The organism is Alishewanella maricola (assembly GCF_016343785.1).
Taxonomy (GTDB): domain Bacteria; phylum Pseudomonadota; class Gammaproteobacteria; order Enterobacterales; family Alteromonadaceae; genus Alishewanella; species Alishewanella maricola.
Genome location: NZ_JAEINI020000003.1, coordinates 134881 through 153274, shown reverse-complemented (window position 1 = coordinate 153274; position 18394 = coordinate 134881). Strand labels below are relative to the sequence as shown.

Sequence of the window (18394 nt, the reverse complement as noted above, 5' to 3'; positions counted from 1 at the left end):
CGTGACAAACGTAATGCCTTGTCGCGCAGTCAATCATTCTTGCAGGCAGTAACCCAAGCCACGCCGGGTGTGGAGCAATTTAATTGGGTAAGGATCGTCAATTTTTTTCCGTAGCCTCGCCATATACACATCAACAATGTTGGTCAGGGGATCTTCATTTAGGCCCCACACATTGGTCAGGATGCGCTCGCGGCTATACACTTTGCCACTGTTACTCATTAACAGTTCCAGTATGCCGAGCTCTTTGGCGGTTAACGTCAGAGTGGTGCCGGCACGCTGCGCGGTCATGCTATCTAAATTGAGCTGCAAGTCGGCTACTGTTAGTTGCCTGGTGCGTTCGCCTGCGGCCATGCGATTACCTAATGCTTCAATACGCGCCAGAAGTTCTTCAAAATGAAAGGGTTTGCCCAGGTAATCATCTGCACCGGCGCGCAACCCTTTAACACGTTCGTCCACTTCAGACAGTGCGGATAAAATAAGAATACGGGCACTGACTTTTTGGCTGCGTAATTGCTGACACAAGGTTATACCGTCTGTTTGTGGGAGCATGCGGTCTAAGACGATAACGTCGGGCTCAAATTGGCTTAACACGTCAAAAATACCTGCGCCGGAGTCCAGTAATAAGGTCAAGTAACCTTCGGCTTTCAGCCCTCGGGATAAAAAACTCCCCACTTTTTCATCGTCTTCAACGATCAGTATTTTCATGTTCAGTTCCATAAAAGTGAGGGAGGCTAATCGTTACCGTGCAGCCATTAGCGGCATTATTATCAAGGCGGATGCTGCCGTCATGGGCTTCCACAATGGCTTTAGCGATACATAAGCCCACACCCAAGCCATCTGGACGCGCCTGCCGTGCTGCTGCACTGCGGTAATGTCGTTGAAACAGCTGTTGCCTATCTGCCGGTTGTAGGCCAATACCTTGGTCTGTCAGTTGCAGTCGAAGCTCGTTTTGATCAGCGCTAAACGCCAGTTTCAGGCAGGTATGTTGGCGTGAATAATGTTGGGCATTGTCGGTAATAATACGCAATACCACCGCAAACTTTTCAACGTCGAGCAGTAACCATTGATCTTCAGGTAGGCTAGGCACGAGGCAATGCTTCAGTTCAAAACGGCTATTCAGATGTTGCTTAATGATATTCAATGCCATGCCCATAAAAGTGCTGGTAAGCAAAGGTTTAAGGCTAACCTGTACCAGACGGTCTTCACCTCTAGCCAAAAATAATAAATCATCAATGCGTTGATTCAGTTGGTTGCTGGCCGCGAGGATACGGCTGAATGCTTCCTTATATTCAGCAATATCCTTGTCTTTACCGCGTAAGCTAATTTCAGCTTCACCCTGAATGCTGGTGGCCGGCGTGCGTAATTCATGGCTAATGTCGGTTAACAGCTGTTTTTGTCGCTGTTCAGCATGATGCAACTGCGTTAAAGCATTTTGCAACTCACTGGTGCGGGTTTGCACCAGTTGCTCGGTGGCTTGTTGGGTTTTCTTTTCTTGTTCGGCGTAAGCAAAAATATAGCCCGACATCAGATTAAATTGCCGGGCGAGTTCAGCAAACTCTGTCGAGCCACTTTCATGGATGCGGTGTGAAAAATGCCCTTGCTGCAATTGTTGCGTGCCGCTTAGCAAATTTTGCAAAGGGCGGCTTAACGCCCGTGACAGATATATCGCCAGCCATAAGGTGAGCAAAATGGCAATGACACTGATCGCTGCAATAGCGCGTTTGACTAACAGCAGTGCGTTTAGCGCATCTTGCTCGGTGAGCTCAGCACGTTGTTTTTGTTGCAAGATCGCCTGTTGCAGCAGTTCAGCCAAATCGGTGTCTTGAAAGGTGTCAAACAGGGCGATTAAAGTACGCCAACGTTCGGCATCATCGTTATACAGCGCTATTTCCTGTGTTTTTAGCGCCCGCTCTAAGGTTTGTAGATTGCTTTGCAGCAGTGAAATCACTTTCACTTGCGCCATGGTATGTTGTAAATCGGCTTCACTGGTACTGTATAGTTGATCGCGAATAGCCAGTTGGTCTAGATCTGTTAATTGTTCTTGCATACGGGATGACAAGGTGTCACGAAAACCCGTATTGGCATTTTCAGTGAGCAGATATTCTGCCAACCACACTTTTAGCCGCTGCTTATCCGCACGCAGCGAAAAAAACTCCGCCAACATTTGATTGGCAATACGGTTACGCTCTGTATGAAATTCAGAATTTTGGTGCGCCCAAAAGCTGATGCCAGACTGCAGCAGTACCACTGTTAATAAAATACAAAGCGAGACAATCAGTTTGCGTTGGTACATAGACCTAATTTATTTAGAGCGGAACATGAGCGCAGTATAGGCAGTTAAAAGTACTTAAGCATGAAAATAACGTTAACATTGTTCGTAAATCGGTCAAGCAAACTATTCTAATGCTGTGATTAGGGGTTGTGGCACTTAGCTAAGCAAAAATAGAGTGCTACGTTTTTCTTTACAACATTAAGCAGCGATGCATGCTGTATTATTCAGCGGTTTGCGCCAAGCGAGTGGCGAGTTGCTGATACAGTTGTTGATGAAAACTGCCCAGTACTGCTGGCTCGATTTGCTGAAAGTAGCTGTAAGCCTGCGCTGGACGTTTGAGCTCTAGGTTTATCTCTAGAAGTCGCAGCAGATGGATGTGATGTTGCACTTGGTGCTCTGGCTCGGCGGTATACTTAAGCGAATCTTGGTAGAGCTGATCTGCCGCCGCTAACTGGCCTAGTAGTTGTTGTGTGCGGGCCAGATTGCCCATTCCGATAATTATTTTGCCAGTATGTCCAAGCGTAATGGCAGCCGCTAATGCGTCGGCACGGTAAGCCGCTGCGGACGCTAAATCATCACGCTGATGGCTGATATGCGCCAAATTAGAATTAAGTTCGAATAAGAACAAAGGATCGATACTTTTAGAATAATGCGATTGAGCAAAACGCAGGAGTTGCTCTGCCTGATCAAGTTCGCCTAAAGAGTATTGCAGGTTGGCCAACTCGACTATTCGCAGTGGGTTACCAAAAGCGGTGTAAACCTCCTTTAAGATAGCCACTGCTTTGGCAGCATAGATTTTTGCTTCATCGGTTTTTTTAAAATAAAACAGCGCCTTAGCATAGTAAAAATACAGCTGTACTTGAAACACATCCGGCATGGCTTGCTGCGTTAATAAATGTCCTGCTTCATGTTGCAATTGTAAAAATTGCTGTTTGTCAAACAAATAATTGAGTTGGTAGGCTTTTATCCGATACCAGTTATTGCTGAAGGGGGTTGTTGCAGTAAGTTGCTGTTGCAGGTAGTGCTCACAGCTTATCGTGTTGTCTTGCTGACAAAACGCTTCGTGGTCACTCAGGTTTTCTGAAGCGCTGATGCTAAAAGCTGTAAATAGTAAAATGACCAGAGATAAGCGCATAAAACGTTACTGCCATTGAAAATGAATGCTGAATGTAATACCGCCACTATGGCTGCTTGGCGGCATATCGTCAAATATACAACATGAATAGCTAAGCTTCTTATCACAAAGAAAGTGTTTAGTAATATATTTTAAAGCAGTTGATGTTAAGACAACACATTTTAGCTAATCACGCTGAGTAACTCTTTGTTGTCTCCGCTATGGTTAGCCAAGCGAACAAAAGCCGAGCTTACTGATTATTTTTATTATTAATAGGTAAGCGTTTCCCCCCGGCCAAAAGCATTTTGGCTATTTTGTAAATGTCAGGATTTTTTACAAGTTGCATATCGATAATTTTTTAAATTTAATTAAATCAACGATTTAATTTTTGGCACTTTTTTTGCATTAATTAATGCTTTTGTATTATTAAGCATTTTTACTTAACAATAATGATAGTTTTAATTTAGGGATAAGCATTATGAAATTTGTTCGGTTATTAGCATTGGCAGCAATGGCGGCCATTTCTACACAAGCGTCAGCAGGCCTTATTGCCGCTTATGATTTTAACGGAAATGCTGCCAACAACACTGCTTCATCCGCTTACAATTTAGCTACAGTTGGCGCAGCGGACTTTTCTAAACAAGCTTATTTCTCTGATGGTAACGGTGCAAATTATTTAAACGTAACCGGGCCAGGCGGTTTAACGGATTGGACTTTGTCTCTATGGCTTTTCACTGAGCAAGCAAACCAAGGCCAATTTAAAGGAATATTTTCAAATTTAGCCGGCCCTACCAATGCTAACTCTTGGCAAATAGACAGCTTTGATGGCGATTATAGACTGATCTCTGCTAACGGTGCTAACTCAACTATTGGTGCTGCAGTTGCGAATGATTGGCAGCATATCGTTGTGCAAAAATTTAGTGGTAGTAATGCCCGCTTATATTTTAATGGTGCTTTCGTTCAAAACATTGGTTATAACCCAGGCGGGTTACAAAATTTCAGAGTGGGTATTAACAGAGCAACAACAGAAAGCTACACAGGTTACATTGATAATATTCAAATATGGAATGATAGCTTGCTAAGTGCGGAAGCAGTTGCTGGCTTATATCGTACAGGACCCGGTGCTAGCACTGTTTCTGACACTGTTGCCGTGCCGGCACCTGCAACATTATTACTGTTTGGTTTTGGATTAATCATGGCGGTTAGAACAAGATTAGGTAAGAAATAATTCGCTGGTATCCATTTTACTTTAAGTCTGCTTTTAGCGTTGAGTTAATTAAAGCTAAAAGTGCATGGGTATAATATTAAAATAGTAAACGCAGCCTTTAGGCTGCGTTTTTGTTTAAGGCTTGTAGTTTATTCAACTACTGGTTCAATATGAATTTCGACACGGCGGTTTGCTGCACGATTGGCATCTGAATTATTCGGTAAAGCAGGGTAATCCGGGCCATAACCAATGGTTTCTAAACGTATCGACTGCACACTTTGCGCCACTAGGTAATTTTTCACGGCATCAGCACGGGCGGTAGATAACGTCATGTTGTATTGGCGTGTACCGGTATCATCGGTGTGGCCAGCAATCACTAACATGGTTTTAGGATAATCGCGCAATACTTTGGCGATATCATTTAATACAGGGTATAAGCTGGCACGCACGTCTGAGCGGTTAATTTCGAAGGTCAGCTGAGCCGGGATATCCAGCATTAGTTTATCGCCATTGCGGATCACTTTAACGCCTGAGCCACTGAGCTCTTCGCGCAGGGCTTTTTCTTGCTTATCCATGTAACTACCAACGGCAGCACCGGCTAAGGCGCCTACGGCAGCACCAATTACGATGCGCTTGTCTTTATGGTTACCCGTAGCTTTACCCGCAACGGCACCAACAACGGCGCCAATAGCGGCACCGCGCGCAGTTTTTTGATTTTCTGTGGTTGCACAACCGGCTAAGACTAAGCTGGCTGACATCATTAAGGCGGTAGTGACTTTTAAATTCATGGTGTTACTCCGTGAAGCAAGGTAATTAAGGCTAAGCTTAGGCCTAGCGGCTGAATCATGGCTGAATTGGTATAAGTGTTAGCAGATAAATAGCAATAGACATATAGACTTCCAAACTTTAAGCTAAGCAAGTTAAATGAGCGTTAAGGATGCAGGATATGCCCGTTCGAGGTTGGAAACGTATAGTGTTAAAAGTGGGTAGTGCTTTAATTGCACCTTCGACAGACGGCTGTTCAACACGCTATTTATTGTCGATTGCGCGCTTTATTGCCGAGTGTCGCGCTGCGGGTACTGAAGTGGTGCTGGTTTCATCAGGCAGTGTCGCTGCTGGGCGCAATGCGATTAGTTTTAAGCAGTTACCTTTGCCGATTAACATTAAACAAGCGATGGCGGCAGTAGGGCAAAGCCGTATGATGGCTTGCTGGGCACAGCTTTTTGATTTTGATTGTGCGCAGGTTTTACTGACCCACGATGATTTAAAAGATCGGCGCCGTTATCTGAATATCGATAACACCTTGCGCACTTTGTTAGCAAATCAGGTGCTGCCGATAGTCAATGAAAACGACACGGTAGCCACAGCGGAATTAAAAGTGGGCGATAACGATAATCTCGCCGCGATGGTTGCGATTTTAGCCGATGCTGATGCCTTATTAATTTGCTCTGATATTGACGGTTTGTTTAATGCCAATCCGCGTACTACACCAGAGGCCAAGCTTATTCCCTTAGTTGAGCATATAACTCCCGCTATTTATGCGATGGCGGGCGGCAGCCACCATGCCATTGGCACGGGCGGTATGGCAACGAAAATTCAAGCGGCAGATAAAGCCACTAAGGCCGGTATTGATACGCTGATTATTAATGGACAAAAGGCTACCACCTTTGATGAGTTATTAGCCGATCGGCACTGTGGTACTTTGTTTCAGCGGCAACAAGAGCGCATCAGCGCCAAGAAACATTGGTTGCGGCACAACTTAAAACCGCAGGGAAGTATTGTGGTTGATGCGGGTGCTGCTCAGGCGTTACAACAGCGCGGCGCATCATTACTGCCCTCGGGCATTACGGCGACAGAAGGAAGTTTTGATAAGGGTGATGCAGTATTGCTGCAAACAGAGGCGGGGCTTACCTTGGCGCAGGGGATCAGTCAGTACAGTGCTTTAGAACTGGCCAAAATTCGTGGTGCGAAAAGCCAGCAGATTGCCAGCTTGTTAGGGTATTGCCCAAGTGAAGTGGCCGTGCATCGAGATGATTTAGCCCTGTTTGAAACAACAACGCCAGCTTAGCTGGCGTGGAGTTTTAAAAATCGAGCGCTAAAATTTTTGAGCGGCGCTGGTAATTATACAGCTGCTTTTTCTGACTAGGTAAGTCATCGACAGTCACCAACTGGAAGCCTTGCTCCAAAAACCAGTGAATGCTGCGTGTGGTTAAGGCAAATAACCGGTCATACTTGCGCTGCCGTGCTTGCTGGATCACGCTTTTTAACAAGATGCTGCCACGGTCAGCATCGCGATAGTCAGGATGCACGGCTAAACAGGCAAACTCGCCGACGTTATCTTCAGGAAACGGATACAGCGCTGCACAACCAATGACTAAACCGTCACGTTCGATCAGAGTGAAATGTTCAATTTCCATTTCTAATTGCTCGCGTGAGCGACGCACCAACAGGCCTTGCTGCTCTAACGGCCGGATTAAATCAAGGATACCACCGATATCGCTGATCGCCGCGCGCCGGAGTTTTTCTGCGGATTCGGTAACCACTTGCGTACCGATACCATCACGTGAGAACAATTCTTGTAAGATTGAGCCATCTTCGTTGTAACAAACCAAGTGACAGCGTGGTACGCCCGCTCGACACGCCGTAATGGCGGCATTTAAAAAAGCTACCGTACCTACACAAGCATCACTGTCTGCCGCTAATCGCTGCATAATTTCTTCAGCACGGTTTGGCATTAATTCGGCGGTAATTTGCCCATCTTCGTCAGTAATGCCCCCTGCTTCGTTAAAGCCAATCATCTTATCGGCTTTTAAACGGATCGCGACCTGCGTGGCAATTTCTTCGGCGGTCAGATTAAAACTTTCCCCGGTGACAGACGCCGCAATGGGTCCCATCAGTACGATACCGTTGTTGTCTAATTGCCGACGAATACCGTTGGTATCAATGCGTCTTACTTTACCACTGTGGAAATAATCGACACCTTCGTCAACGCCTAGCGGCTGCGCAATAACGAAGTTACCACTCACCACGTTAATTTGTGCGCCTTGCATGGGCGTATTGCTCAAACTCATCGATAAGCGAGCGGTAATATCTAATTGTAAGGCACCGGCGACTTGTTTAATCAGTCGAAAGGATTCGTCGTCAGTGACGCGCACGCGATTATGGTATTGTGGCTCTAAGCCGGCTTGTTGCAAGGCCTGATTGATCTGCGGCCTAGCGCCATACACTAGAACGATTTTAATACCGAGGCTATTTAACAAGGCAATATCGTTAACGATACTGCGGATACCCGATTGCATAATCGCTTCGCCACCGAGCATGATGACAAAGGTTTTACCGCGGTGGGCATTCACATAAGGGGCAGATTGGCGGAAACCGCTGACAAGTTCAGTAGTGCGCACGGGCGATGAAGATCCTTTGGTTAACATTTAAGGTTAAGTCTGGCAGCTATTGGCATAAACTGCCAGACTTGAACGGAAATAACGCAGGCAACATAGCATTAAAGTGACTTTATATCCACAATAAGTGAATAATTATTCTTTAATCTAGGATGATATGCGGTACAAATCGAGAACTATCTTTAGTGATGAGGCTGTTATCCTCACGGATGCCAATACCTGCGGCCATATCACCGACCACCCAGCTACCAATTAAAGTAAAGTGTTCACCAAAACGGGGTAAAGGTGCAAAGGCTTGTCGAATATAGCCATTATCGTTATATGGGCCGGGTTCAAACAAGCTTTGTCCATCCGGAGTGTTCATTTCGATATTGGCACCTTCACGGGAGAATAAGGGTTTACGTACCCAGCCGGGTGTTAATGGCTTTTTACCGTCATCAAAAAATGACGGTAATAAATTAGGATGGCCCTGATATTTTTGCCACAACAGTGGCAAGATACCTTTGTTAGATAACAAGGTTTTCCACAGAGGTTCTAAGAAACGCGTTTCTGTAGTCAGTAAGGTCGCGGCAAACTCTTCTTGCAGCATAAATTCCCACGGGTATAGTTTAAACAACCCTTGGATCGGGAAACCGGCTAAATCGACTAACTGGCCGTCAATATCACCCAGTTGTTCTAATTGAATATAGCGGCTGTCTAGGCCGCTTTGCAGCGCAATATCCATCAGATAATCGACGGTGCCTTTATCTTCGATACTTTGCGTCACACTACTAAAATAAAACGGTTGGGGTAAGGGTAATTCGGCAAAGGCTTGCTCTAACTTATCTTGCAAGGAGTTAAATTGATCGGCATTGGCGGGTAGCACACCCCTCATCTGCTGATCTTCTAGCCATACCCACTGAAAAAAGCCCGTTTCATATAAAGACGTTGGGGTATCGTAATTTAACTCTAACAGTTTAGCTGGGCCTTGGCCGTTGTAAGCAAAGTCGAGGCGACCGTATAAATGAGGTTCAGCATTATTCCAGCTATCACGCACCGCATCCCAAAAGCGCTCAGGTACAGCGAGCTGGGTAAGCTGTTGTTCGTTTTGCAAAATGTCGGGGATCAGATCCAACGCCATTTGATGCAGCTCTTCGGTTGGCGCTTCTAAGTCTTGCTCAATTTGCGCCAAGCTGAATTGATAATAAGCCGATTCATCCCAGTAGACTTCGCCATCTATGGTATGAAAATCAAAGCCCACACTTTCAGCGAAATCTTGCCAACCTGGGCGCGGTGCTATGGGGATGCGTTTCATGTTAACCGCCGTAACTGCTGCTGCGCTGTGCGGCAGTAGCGCGTTGCTGCGCTTGTGAGCCAAAGCCACCACGACGCGCTAAGCTGGCAGGTTTAGGCTGCACGGCCGATGGCCGAACCTGTGTTGGGCCAGATTGGCTAGCTACCGGTGCATTGCTTGCAGTGCGAAAAGTACTGCGATCATCCCGTGATTTGTACAACGGTTGCGTCGGCACACTGTTGCGCGCCGCTGCACTGCTTTGTTGTGGCGCTTGTGCACCCATACCACCGCGATTGAGCATTTGTCCGGCCATAAAGCCCATCATCATGGGCATAAAAAAACTGCCTTGAGCACTTTGTTGTTGCGGTGCGGTTTCGCAACTGCCCGTACCAAAGTCAGCCTCACACTCTTGTTTATTGGCATAACGAGGAGCCACTTGCGGATGCAATGCGGCGGCTTCTTCAAACGCAGCTTGGCATTGAGCCGGTGGATTATAAAAAGCAGCACACTCATCTGGTGTATTGTAAACCTGAGCTTCTACCGTTTTTTCTTGGCCACAGCCTTGTAGTAACAAGGTGGCGGCGGGCACCATAAAAATGAGCGCCGCTTTGCGGCTACGTTTACATGTGGTTTTTGGCATGATCTGCTCCTTAGTAACTCATACAGGCGGCATTTAACATACCGACGCTGATTGAACAGCCTGCAGAAAAAATCCCTGCAGCGATATCGCCTTTGGTGATACGTTCTGGTAGTTGTTTTAAGGCCAACTGGCTAACAAAAAAGGTTAGCACTTGCACTAGCAAGGCCACTGCACCCCAGATGGCACAATCTAACAATGACAATGAATGGGTAATGGCGCTAGACAGTGGCAATGCAAAACCAATTAATGCGCCGGCAAAGGCCACTGCGGCTGCAGGATTATTCGCTCGAATTAAACCAAACTCATCATGCGGTGTTACCCAGCTATATAAGCGAATAAACAACAGTAAAGAAACAATGGCCAAAGCAAAGTAAGCCAAAAAAGAGGGTAAACCGGTTAATGAGCTTAACGCTGTATCTAACATAGTAAGGTCCTATTACCTAAATGATGCACTGATCCTGCGGAAATTTGCGGCGTAATTCAAGTAAAACCGTATCAAGGTAAAAACTACCGAAGTTTATCGCAGCCGGCAGGGCTAATATCCTGTTTATTGGACAGGCTTTGCTGACTTTTTCTACACTCGACAAGTCGTTTTAAAACAATAAAACAAAAAACCAAGGAACTATGATGAAAAAACTTTCTTTACTGGCGCTGGGCATTGCTGCCGCGTTGGGACTAGCGGCCTGTAGCAGTCAGCCGACCGTGGAACAAACCGCGCAAACACTGGCGATGCAAGAACAGAAAGCCGGTTTTGAGTTAAAAAACTTTGACCAAACGGTAGCGCCTCAGCAAGACTTTTTCCGTTTTGTTAATGGTAACTGGTTAAACAGTACCGACATTCCTGGTGATCGTTCACGTTGGGGTAGCTTTGATGAACTGCGTGAAAATGCCGAAAAACAAGTGTTAGAGATTATCCGCGAGCTGGCGGCGGGTGAACATGCTAAAGGCTCTGATGCGCAAAAGATTGCTGATTTATACTCTTCTTATTTAAATGAGCCATTAATTAACGTCTTGGGGTTAAATCCGTTGCGGGGCGACATTGTGCGTATTGAACAGTTACGCACACACCAAGATCTTGCCGAGTTATGGGGCGAGTTACAGCGTTACCGTTTCGGGACACCGGTGTCTGTTTATGTTGGTCAGGATCAACGTCAATCTGATCAATATATTACAGGTGCTAGCCAAGGGGGTTTAGGTTTACCTGATCGCGATTACTACATCAAAGATGATGAGCGCTCTAAAAAACTGTTAAGCCAATATAGTGACTTTATTCAAACCTTGTGGCAGTTGGCCGGCTGGGATAATCCAGCGCAAGCTGCGGCGCAAATTATTGCGTTAGAAACCCAATTGGCAGAAGCACAGTGGAGCCGTATTCAAAATCGTGATCGTAACGCCACTTATAACAAATACACTTTAGCCGAGTTACAACAAGTGGCACCGGGCTTTGATTGGTCGCGTTTTATGGCTGCCGCCGAGCTGGATAAGGTGAATGAAGTTGTGGTACGTCAGCCATCTTATTTTACGGCGTTCGCCAAAATGCAGGGTGATGTGCCAGTGGCACAGTGGCAAACCTACTTAAAATTTCATTTACTTCGCAGTAATGCCAGTAATTTAAGTGAGCCTTTTGTGCAAGCGAGCTTTGAATTTTACGGTAAAACACTCAGTGGTTTACAAGAGCAGCGCAGCCGAGAAAAACGTGCAGTGGGTGTGGTGGACAGCAGCTTAGGCTTTATGGTTGGTAAGCAATATGTCGGTCGCTACTTCAAAGCAGAAGCCAAAGCGCGTATGGACGAGATGATCGAAAACCTACGCGGTTCATTTAAGGTCGCCATTGCTGAGTTAGAATGGATGAGCGAACCGACTAAGGTGGAAGCGCAGGCCAAATTAGCCAAGTTTAATACGAAAATTGGTTATCCTGATGTTTGGCGCGATTATGACTGTTTAACAATTGACGCCAATGATCTAATTGGCAATTTACGCCGCAGCAGCGAGTGTGAATACCAACGCATGGTGGCGCGTTTAGGGCAGCCAGTGAATCGTGATGAATGGGGCATGACACCGCAAACCGTGAATGCCTATTACAGCTCTACCATGAATGAAATCGTTTTCCCTGCCGCTATTTTGCAGCCGCCCTTTTTTAATGTAGCTGCGGATGACGCCATTAACTATGGCGCCATTGGTGGTGTTATTGGCCATGAATTTACGCACGGTTTTGATGATCAAGGTCGCCGTTCTGATGGTGACGGAAACTTGCGTGATTGGTGGACTCCCAGCGATGCGAAGCAATTTAGCGAGCGCGCGCAGCGGATGATTGATCAATACAATGCGTTTAATCCTATTGATAACTTAACCTTGCAAGGTGCTTTGGGTTTAGGTGAGAACATCGCGGACTTAGGCGGGTTAACCGTGGCCTATAAAGCATATAAGGCCGCCACTAAAGATAAACCACAGCAAACCATTGCCGGTTTTACTCCTGATCAGCGCTTCTTTATTGGTTGGGCGCAAGTGTGGCGCATTAAATTCCGTGATGAAGCCTTGCGCCAGCAAGTGATCACTGGCCCGCATTCGCCAGGCATGTACCGCGTGTTAGGTGTACTGTCGAATATGCCAGAGTTTTACGAAGCCTTCGATATCAAACCGGGTGACGGTATGTATCGTGAAGAAGATGTGCGCGTGAAAATTTGGTAGTGGTGGTCACTAAGGGTCTAGGCCCTTAGTGCCATGTTTTATAACATCCGGTTTGCTTGCTGCATTCTTGCTGAAGAGCAAACCGGATTTTTAGTAAGCGCTGCAATTAAAACTGATAAATGACACCTAAGCTCAGGTTATGACTTTTTAGCTTGTAGCCAAAGCCATCGTCGTTAAACTTTTCACTTGGCATTTGTAAATATTCTACGGTTGCAGATAAGTTCTGAGTAAATTTCACCCCCGCGCCAACACCCCAAGTTAAACCGTCTACGGTTTCTGAATCAGAGTAATAGAAATCGCCGTCGCGTTCTTTGTAAGTGAACTTACTGGCAGCATAACCGGCAACACCATACAGAGAAAATGCGTCGGTAATGGGTACGCTGCCTTTCATTAACACTGCGGTTTGTTGGCTTACGTCCAGTTTTTCGGAATAGCCGATATCTTGAAAGCTTTCACCGTTAACGCCCTTACCTAAGCGTAATTCTGTGGCAAAAAAAGGCGTGAATTGATAACCAGCGATGGCGCTTAATACCGTAAAATCAAAATCATCGCTAAAACCAGCCGCAGATTCTTTTAAGGTGGTATTACTGATTTGGCCACCGATATAAAAAGGTGAGTCGGCTGCGAAAACGGGCGTCACTAAACTGCTTGCCAGGGCAATGGCTAAAATTTTATTTAACATGGTCTTTCCTTGTGGGTTGTTATACGCCCTTACTATCTGCCGCAACGCCTGAATATAATCTGAATGATTTTACATATATGGTTTATTTTAATAACATTTTTCATTCATCTACCGTTCATAAAAATGATGAAGATTTAACGCTGTTTTGTGCATTTATCTCAGCTTTACCCTAGATGGTCGAAACTGACAGCAGCCTGTGCTAGAACATGCTAAAAAGAAGTTGATAAATTATTAGGAAAACAACATGAACAGCTTATTACGTACTCTGCTGCTGGGGGCTGCGCTTGCTTATGGTAGCTATGCGCTTGCCACAGCCGTTGATATTAATTATCAACAACCTAGCCAAGAAATTATTGATATTGTCGATGCCGCACCGGCACCCAGTGCCAGTTTAAGCCCTGATGGGCGTACATTGCTAAGCACGGCTTTTCCTGCGTTACCCAGTATTGCCGATTTAGCTGCACCCGATTACCGTTTGGCGGGCGTCCGTTTTAACCCGGCGAATAATGGCCCAGCGCAACCACGCTATGTTTCGTCGTTACAACTTATTGATTTAGCTAACCAGCAAAGCCGTGCAATCAGTGGTTTACCGAAAAACTTAAAAGCGGTGAATTTAAGCTGGTCGCCCGACAGTCGTTATTTCGCGTTTATTCAGTTAGATGACAGCATAGCGACCTTATGGCGGGTTGATATTGCTAAAGCGAAAGCCACCCAGTGGAGTAAAACACCCATTAATGCGATCTGGGGTGGGGCTTTACAGTGGTCAGCTGATAGCAAAGCGATTTTCGCCAGCAGTGTGCCGGCAAAACGGGGGGCCGAGCCACTAGCGAGTAAAGTGCCTACTGGCCCTATAGTAACAGAAGCGCGTGGTCGCACCGCGCCAGCGCGGACTTATCAAGATTTACTGAAAGATAAACATGATGAAGCCTTGTTTAGCCATTACTTCACCAGTCAATTAGTGAAAATTGGTCTTAACAACAAAGTTGCCGCCATTGGCAAGCCGCAGTTATTTCGCGGTGTTGAAGTGTCTCCTGATAATAAGTTTATTTTAGTCAATCGTTTAGAACAGCCGTTTTCCTATGCTGTACCGGTATTTCGTTTTGGCTATACTGCCGAAGTATGGGATGCCACGGGTAAGTTAGTTTATAACGTGGTGCAGCAACCGGTTGCCGATAATTTACCTATTGCCTTTGATGCGGTGCCAACGGGGCGGCGTGATATCGGCTGGCGTGCCGATCATGCGGCTACCCTCTATTGGGCGGAAGCGGCAGATGGTGGTGATCCGGCCAATACGGCCACAGTGCGCGATCAGTTATTCCAACTGCCAGCCCCCTTTACGCAACCCGCTGAAAAGCTGCTAGATTTAAGTTATCGCTTTGCTAATTTGCGCGCGGGCGCTGATGGTAGCTTGATGGTGTCGGAGCGTTGGTGGCAAGATCGCAACGAAAAAGTGTGGTATTTAGCGCCAAAACAGCCAGCGCAATTAATGTGGGAGCGTTCATCTGAAGATCGTTATAACGATCCTGGTACACCGTTAATGACCACTGCTGCTAATGGCCAAAGTTTATTACGCATAGAAGATGGCGCGATTTATTTAACCGGTATTGGTGCCTCTACAGAAGGTAACCGACCATTTATAGATAAACGCCAACTGAGCAGTGGTGAAACCAGCCGCTTATGGCGCTCAGAAGCGCCTTTCTATGAATATCCGTACACCTTACTTGCGTCAGGCAAATTATTGACCCAGCGTGAGTCAAGCGATGTGCCACCCGATTTTTACCTGCGTGACTTGCAAAATGGTGAGCTCACGGCGTTAACACAAACTGCACATCCGATGCCGCATACTCAGGGTATTAGTCGCGAGTTAATTAATTATCAACGTGCCGATGGTGTGCCGATGTCGGCAACCTTATTACTGCCAGCCGGTTACGATAAAGCGCGTGATGGCGCCTTACCCACGGTAATTTGGGCTTATCCACGCGAGTTTAGAAGTGCCGCAGCAGCAGGCCAAGTCAGTGATTCACCTTATCGGTTTAACCGCATCAGTTACTGGACGCCACAGTTCTTAGCAACGCAAGGTTATGCGGTGATGGACAATGCTACCATGCCGATCGTTGGTGAGGGTGAGCAAGAGCCAAATGATACTTTTATCAAGCAATTGGTCATGAACGCCGAAGCCGCGATTGCGGCCGGTGTAAAGCTGGGCGTAACGGATGCTAATCGCGTAGCAGTAGGGGGGCATTCTTACGGTGCCTTTATGACCGCGAATTTGTTGGCGCACACCAACTTATTTAAAGCCGGTATTGCGCGTAGTGGTGCTTATAACCGCAGTTTAACACCGTTTGGTTTTCAGCGTGAGCAGCGCACCTTGTGGGATGATCCTGAGCTATACAGCCGGATGTCTCCGTTTTTCCATGCGCAAAAAATCAAAACACCGTTACTGATGATCCATGGTACAGACGATAACAACTCAGGCACTTTCCCGCTACAAAGTGAGCGTTTATACCAAGCCATCAAAGGTAATGGCGGCACCACCCGTTTAGTGATGCTGCCGCTTGAGTCTCATGGCTACCGTGCGCGCGAGTCAATCTTACATATGCTGTGGGAAACCACAGCCTGGTTAGATGAATTTGTAAAAAACGCTGAGCCCGCCAGCCAAAAATAACGGCTAAACGGCTGTATTTTATTAAGTTATAATAAAACCGCTGGTAACCTAAGGCTACCGGCGGTTTTTGTTTTACAGGTTGAAGAGTACAGTATTTGATGTTTTTTTTGGAAAGAACACTGCAGGTAATTAATCCAAGTCATGCTCAACACTCAACACTCAACACTCAACACTCAACACTCAACTAATCACTATTAAGCAATGACGCTGTGTAATGTGTTAATCAGCGGCTGTGTCTGGTTGGCAACGAAACTGTTGTTTGCGCAGTAATACGGTCGGCTGCCCGCTTAAGTCGATTTGGTACAGCATGGCGTAATCTTGTTCCGTCAGCGGTGCAACGTCGATCTCACTAAACAGTTTGACTAAAGCCGGCACGGTGTTGCTGTGGCCAACGATTAATACCGTGTGGTTTGCACTACTCAGCTGTTGTTTTAACTGCTCAGGTGCGGCTGGATGGTAACTTGTTACGGTTAAGTGCTGGCGCTTTGCTACCGCGGCGGCTGTTTGTTGCGTACGTTGATAGGGCGTGGCATAGACTGCTTGCAATGGGATGGCTTGGAAATACTCGGCCAGTGCCTCGGCTCTGGCTTGGCCACACGCCGAGAGTGTCGGATCGGCACCACTGAGTTTTTCGGCATGCCGCACCAGATATAAGGTCTGGGCATTAACTTGTGGCAGCCATAAGCAAAACATACTGCTGCAGATGGCCAGAGCCTGAGATAACTTCAACATGAATAATTCCGCTTTAAAATCGTTGCTAGGTGCAACGCATCGAGGTTGCGCGGTCGGTGGCGGTTGATGCCCCCGACCGCATGCTGTGGTTAGTTCGTACCAAAAGTGGCGGCGAACGCATGGTCCAAATCGGCAATTAAATCGTCTGGGTGTTCTAAGCCAATCGATAAACGGATCAGCCCGTTGCTGATGCCAAAACGATCGCGCAGCTCGGCTGGCACACCAGAGTGTGTGGTGCTGCCTGGGTGGCACACTAAACTTTCGCTACCACCGAGACTGACCGCCGATTTAAAAATCGACAGGTTATTGATTAAACGAAACGCATCGGCTTTTGCTATGTCCATAACAAAAGAAAAGGTTGAGCTGGGGCCAGAGCACTGCCGTTGATAGACCGCCTGATAAGCCGCGTCAGTAATCAAGTCTGGATGCAGCACTTTGGCTGGCTTATAAGGATTATTCGCCAGCCATTCTGCCACTTTACGCCCACTGGCAGCAGCACGTTCCATCCGAATACTTAAGGTTTCTAATGAGCGTGAAATCATCCAGCTGGTGTGTGGATCGAGGTTAAGACCAATGGCCCCGCGAATAGCCCGTACTGGGCGCAATATATCGCGGCTGCCACACACCGCACCCGCGACTAAATCGCTGTGGCCGCCCACATATTTGGTCAGTGAGTACATCGCCATATCAATGCCTTGTGGCACAGCTTGCTGAAATACGGGGCCCATTAACGTGTTATCACACACACTGATCGGCCGATGACCCGTTTCCGTTTTGATGATGTCGAGTACACGGTTTAACGCGGCAAAATCAACCAATGTGTTGGTTGGGTTGGCGGGTGATTCGACAAACACCATCGCCAAGCGGCCTTTTTGCGCGGCGGCCCTTAGTGAACTTAGCATCCCCATTTCGTCTAAGCCATTATGAAATTCCCCAGTATGAATATTAAATTCTGGCAGAAACTTACGGATCAAGGTTTCAGTGCCGCCATACAGTGGGGCGCTTTGTACGATCACATCACCTGGGCGCAGGTAGGCCAGTAAGATGGCGCTGATCGCACCCATGCCGCTTGAGCAAACCACCGCGCTTTCTGACCCTTCAAATAACGACAAACGATCTTCAATGATCTCAACATTAGGGTGGTTAAAACGGCTATAAATTAAGCCGCCGACACTACCTGCTGGAGCCGGTTTGCGCCCGGCCATGATATGAAAAAACTCTTCGCCTTCTTCCGGGGTCTGATAAGCAAAAGTCGAGGTCAAAAACACCGGTGGCTTAACGGAACCCTCGGAAAACTGTGGGTTATAACCATAAGACATCATCATAGTTTCAGGTTTTAAAGTATGTTCGCCAATTTTCTTTTTTTTGTAGTTGCCGTCGTTAGCCATGGTTGTTTCTCTTTTTATGATGTAGTAAGCGGCCGACCGTGAAGGTTTTATTGCACGATCAGTCAGCGCGGCCGGCAGGGTAAAAGTTGCGTTAGCGCAAGGCTATGCTTTCTTGCGCAGTATTTGTGATACCTGCAGCGCGTCAATGAAGCTGCACTTTAGCAGTATCAATAAGGGTTTTACTAGCTAAGCGGCTTGAAAACCATCCGTCAAGCGCTAAGGCGTTGCCGCTTGAGTCAGCATAGCGCTGAAAGTGGGCTAGCAGGTATAGGGGTAATGGTGCCGACTAATGAAATAACGCATTAATGCACATTATTTGCTGCTACTCTGCAATA

General features: G+C 46.7%; 15 protein-coding genes. 4 read left to right on the top strand and 11 right to left on the bottom strand.

The window, feature by feature from the left end:
- Window positions 1–33 precede the first annotated feature (33 nt).
- The 3 genes from JAO78_RS06205 to JAO78_RS06195 all read right to left on the bottom strand — a co-directional run bounded on the left by JAO78_RS06205 (window position 34) and on the right by JAO78_RS06195 (window position 3407).
- A complete protein-coding gene (locus tag JAO78_RS06205; RefSeq protein WP_226750496.1) occupies window positions 34–705 on the bottom strand; it encodes a response regulator transcription factor in 672 nt (223 codons plus the stop codon).
- Window positions 686–2293: a sensor histidine kinase gene (locus JAO78_RS06200; protein ID WP_226750495.1), complete on the bottom strand. Its 1608-nt coding sequence runs from the start codon at window positions 2291–2293 to the stop codon at window positions 686–688. Before JAO78_RS06200 ends, JAO78_RS06205 begins: the two co-directional genes overlap by 20 nt.
- 199 nt (window positions 2294–2492) lie before the next feature.
- Complete coding sequence (locus JAO78_RS06195) at window positions 2493–3407, bottom strand: tetratricopeptide repeat protein (protein ID WP_226750494.1); 915 nt, start codon at window positions 3405–3407, stop codon at window positions 2493–2495.
- Between the two features lie 457 nt (window positions 3408–3864).
- On the opposite strand from JAO78_RS06195, the gene JAO78_RS06190 reads away from it, so the two are divergent.
- Window positions 3865–4614, top strand: coding sequence for a LamG-like jellyroll fold domain-containing protein (locus JAO78_RS06190; RefSeq protein ID WP_226750493.1), 750 nt, complete (start codon window positions 3865–3867; stop codon window positions 4612–4614).
- A gap of 128 nt (window positions 4615–4742) precedes the next feature.
- On the opposite strand, the gene JAO78_RS06185 is transcribed toward JAO78_RS06190, so the two are convergent.
- Window positions 4743–5381 (bottom strand): YiaD family glycine zipper/OmpA-like lipoprotein, encoded by a 639-nt coding sequence (locus JAO78_RS06185; protein WP_226750492.1) that lies wholly within the window; start codon window positions 5379–5381, stop codon window positions 4743–4745.
- Window positions 5382–5539: 158 nt separating this feature from the next.
- On the opposite strand from JAO78_RS06185, the gene proB reads away from it, so the two are divergent.
- Entirely contained in the window at window positions 5540–6661 is a 1122-nt protein-coding gene (proB, locus tag JAO78_RS06180) for a glutamate 5-kinase (RefSeq protein WP_226750491.1), read from the top strand.
- A 13-nt stretch (window positions 6662–6674) separates the two neighbouring features.
- On the opposite strand, the gene argA is transcribed toward proB, so the two are convergent.
- The 4 genes from argA to JAO78_RS06160 form a co-directional block, all read right to left on the bottom strand.
- Window positions 6675–7994 (bottom strand): amino-acid N-acetyltransferase, encoded by a 1320-nt coding sequence (gene argA / locus JAO78_RS06175; RefSeq protein WP_226750490.1) that lies wholly within the window; start codon window positions 7992–7994, stop codon window positions 6675–6677.
- A gap of 139 nt (window positions 7995–8133) precedes the next feature.
- Entirely contained in the window at window positions 8134–9285 is a 1152-nt protein-coding gene (locus JAO78_RS06170; protein WP_226750489.1) for a glutathionylspermidine synthase family protein, read from the bottom strand.
- A 1-nt stretch (window position 9286) separates the two neighbouring features.
- Entirely contained in the window at window positions 9287–9904 is a 618-nt protein-coding gene (locus tag JAO78_RS06165) for a DUF1190 domain-containing protein (protein ID WP_226750488.1), read from the bottom strand.
- Window positions 9905–9914: 10 nt separating this feature from the next.
- A complete protein-coding gene (locus tag JAO78_RS06160) occupies window positions 9915–10328 on the bottom strand; it encodes a DUF350 domain-containing protein (RefSeq protein WP_226750487.1) in 414 nt (137 codons plus the stop codon).
- A gap of 203 nt (window positions 10329–10531) precedes the next feature.
- On the opposite strand from JAO78_RS06160, the gene JAO78_RS06155 reads away from it, so the two are divergent.
- Window positions 10532–12592 (top strand): M13 family metallopeptidase, encoded by a 2061-nt coding sequence (locus JAO78_RS06155; RefSeq protein WP_226750486.1) that lies wholly within the window; start codon window positions 10532–10534, stop codon window positions 12590–12592.
- A 106-nt stretch (window positions 12593–12698) separates the two neighbouring features.
- Here the strand turns inward: JAO78_RS06155 and JAO78_RS06150 are convergent, their stop codons facing one another.
- The gene (locus tag JAO78_RS06150) at window positions 12699–13274 is read right to left on the bottom strand and encodes a porin family protein (RefSeq protein WP_226750485.1); all 576 of its coding nucleotides are present in this window, start codon (window positions 13272–13274) and stop codon (window positions 12699–12701) included.
- Window positions 13275–13518: 244 nt separating this feature from the next.
- Here JAO78_RS06150 and JAO78_RS06145 point away from each other — a divergent pair, with 244 nt between their 5' ends.
- A complete protein-coding gene (locus JAO78_RS06145) occupies window positions 13519–15939 on the top strand; it encodes an alpha/beta hydrolase family protein (RefSeq protein ID WP_226750484.1) in 2421 nt (806 codons plus the stop codon).
- Between the two features lie 219 nt (window positions 15940–16158).
- Here the strand turns inward: JAO78_RS06145 and JAO78_RS06140 are convergent, their stop codons facing one another.
- Together JAO78_RS06140 and JAO78_RS06135 are read right to left on the bottom strand one after the other, a co-directional pair.
- On the bottom strand, window positions 16159–16671 hold the full coding sequence (locus JAO78_RS06140; RefSeq protein ID WP_226750483.1) for a SixA phosphatase family protein: 513 nt from the start codon (window positions 16669–16671) through the stop codon (window positions 16159–16161).
- Window positions 16672–16760: 89 nt separating this feature from the next.
- A complete protein-coding gene (locus tag JAO78_RS06135) occupies window positions 16761–18059 on the bottom strand; it encodes a cystathionine gamma-synthase family protein (protein WP_226750482.1) in 1299 nt (432 codons plus the stop codon).
- Between the last annotated feature and the right edge of the window lie 335 nt (window positions 18060–18394).